The 2,734-nt window shown below is 59.2% G+C and carries 3 protein-coding genes; all 3 read right to left on the minus strand.

Features of this window, described 5'->3' with window-relative positions; all coding sequences use genetic code 11:
* Positions 1-481, minus strand: a 481-nt coding sequence (locus ACY693_RS17870) for a hypothetical protein (protein WP_462323161.1), incomplete at its 3' end; no start/stop codon positions are given.
* Between the two features lie 38 nt (positions 482-519).
* A complete protein-coding gene (locus ACY693_RS17875; protein ID WP_462323162.1) occupies positions 520-1,344 on the minus strand; it encodes an aldo/keto reductase in 825 nt (274 codons plus the stop codon).
* Positions 1,345-1,353: 9 nt separating this feature from the next.
* Positions 1,354-2,055 (minus strand): FkbM family methyltransferase, encoded by a 702-nt coding sequence (locus tag ACY693_RS17880; RefSeq protein ID WP_462323163.1) that lies wholly within the window; start codon positions 2,053-2,055, stop codon positions 1,354-1,356.
* Positions 2,056-2,734 lie beyond the last annotated feature (679 nt).

The following is a 2,734-nucleotide window of genomic DNA, read 5'->3' on the forward strand; positions in this document are numbered from 1 at the left end:
GTACAACGCTGGCATTCAGCCAGACTTCGAGCTCGGGATCAGCTCGAAGTGGTTCAGAGAACGCTTTGGCGAAATTCCGAGTGCCGAACGGCAACCACTGCGAGAGCCGCAGATCGAAATCGGGTTGTAAGTTCGACAACACGGGGAAACGACGCTCGCGGAGATGTTGCTCGCGCTGCGCTGACTGGGTCGGCAAGCCAAGCGTCCGCTTGACCTCCGACATGGGCTTAACCAATTCAGCGAAGCTGATTGGCCAAGCATCCATCTCAACCCCCGGACGCGCGGCCATGTCTGCCGGCGTCAGAGGAATCATCTGCCCGCCCCAGAGGGCCGAGGTCCCGCCGAGCCCAAAGCTGCGTCCCAGCTCCGCGCCTCGATAATGGATGCCGGCCTGCGCGCAGTGCTGGTTCAGCTCTTCAGGGCGACGGGCGAGCCGATCCCCGGTTTCTAGCACCATGACCCGCAGCCCCAAATCGCGCAAACGGTTGGCGATGCCAAATCCTTGATCATGGCAATGTCCTAGCGCGCATCCGCCGCCATCGCAGCCAGCGCCGGCAGGCGCTCCGGGCGACGGGTGGACACCAAAACCATTCCCTCGCGGTTGCGCTCCAAGGCCGCTTTGATCACCTGCAACGCCTCCGATTCAGACCGCGTTCCCGCCTGCCGTAGATAGGCGAAGGTAATCTGCAATGGCCGGCCCGATGCCGACACCAGATCCGCCTCATGCGCCGCTATGGAGTCCTCCACTTGCAAGATATCCAAAACGTCCGGCAAGCACTGTGCCGCTTCGACGCAGCGCGCAGCAGTTCCAGCAAGGCCAACATAGCGGACACGCCCTTTGCCCTTTTGCTGCTGCAGCCATTGAGCCAAACGTGGCAAGAATGCGCGGTCAGATGCTTCCGGCTCGTGTAACAACAGTAAGTCGATCCAATCGGTCTGCAGCGCCTTCAAAGATCGCACCAAGCTTTGCTCCGCCGCCTCGGGCGTGATAAGCCTCGGACGTCGATCCCAGAGGTTTGGCAGCAAGCGGCGCCCGACCTTGCCAAACGCACGATGCGCATAGATCAGAGCCGGCAGCGCCTCGAATGCCCGGAACGCGGGAAGCCCGAACTTGGTGGCCAGCGTCACCTGGTCACGCCAGCCTTTGATGAAACGTCCCAGCGATCGCTCTGCCATGCCTTCACCGTACATGCGAGCGGCATCGAAGTGGGTGAAACCACAGTCCAGCGCGGAGCAGAGGAGCCTTGCGCGATCTTTCTCGCGGATCAGGTGGTGTAGCGATGCCGTCCCAAACCCCAGCCGCGAGACCTCGAGAGACGTACCGGCGAGCGTCGTCCGCTGCATCGCCAATGCCTAACGCAGCGCGACCAAGTGCGAAGGATCGGTCCACTCGACCCGAAAGCCATGCTGTTGCAAGCCTTCTTCGAGTTTCCCGGGCGTGCCCGACTCGCCCCGCTCCTGCAGCAAGCCGAAGTGCATTTCGATCCCAACGCAGCGGAGCCTTTCGTCGTCCAGGATTGCCTGCAGCCCCGAAAAGACCTCGCCCTCAAATCCTTCGACGTCAATCTTGATCACATTCGGGAATAGGCTCGAATGCTCCGCCGCGAAGCTCGCTCCTGAACGAACGGGTACCTCAGCAAACGACTCGCCGAAACCCTGGCTCGGGTCATTCACCACCCGGTGGGTTGCCGCCAGTGAATCTGCCTCTAGGGCCATCGTCAGAACCCCATCGTCAGCGCCCAAGGCTGCATTGACCGGATGAACGCCAGCCTTGCCTTGAGAGACCTGCTGCAACGCGGCAAAGCAGGCCGGCACCGGTTCAAAGGCCACCACCTGACCGCCATCGTTAACACGCTCGGCAAATTGCGAGGTATAGAGCCCCACGTTCGCACCGACATCCCAAACCGTATCCGAAGGTTGAACCTCCGCTAGGAGGCGCGGGCCAAACCGATCCTCGTAGTCACCACGCATCAAAAGGCTCGCTGCGACCTTGTTCAACCCGAGGCTTCGGGTAAGGTTTCGAACTTTCACAAAAAACGGCGACGAGTAAATCACGGCTAAGCATCCTTAGGGTCAGAAAGAGATCGGAGTTCACGCGGGCCTTGTATCTTCGCCGGATTTCCGGCCATCACCGTCCAGGCGGGGACGTCCTTGGTGACCGTCGACCTTGCCAAAACCACCGCACCATCGTTCACCGTTACACCAGGCCCGATAAAGACATCCGCTGTAATCCACACCCGATCACCGATTGTGATCGGCGCAGCCACCAAAGGCATCTGCGGACCGCTCAGTATCGCTGGATCGCGATAATCATGGCTGGCAGAGCAGAGAAAGCTGTACTGACTAACTGTGGAATACGCGCCAACACGAATTTTTTCTACCGAGTAACAATCAACGTTATCGGCCAGGGTCGCGTGTCGGCCCAGCTCAAGATTCCAAGGCGCCCAGACCCGAGCCGATGGATAGACATAGCATGGGCCTTCTATTTTCGCCCCAAAAAGGCGCAAGACTATACAGCGCCATTGATGAAACGGCCGAGGTGTCGGCCGAAAGATTAGGACCCTAATCCCTTCCCAGACCACTCGTAACAAGCGATTCCGAAACGACAGATCTAAATGCGATAGGGATGCACTCATCTAGAGTTTAAAACGTATGCCATATATTCAAGCGTTTGAGCACTCGCACCAAATAAATCGGCCAATCTAGTCAGAGCGCACACTCGACAATGCTTGCC

Source organism: Halochromatium sp. (assembly GCF_054919635.1).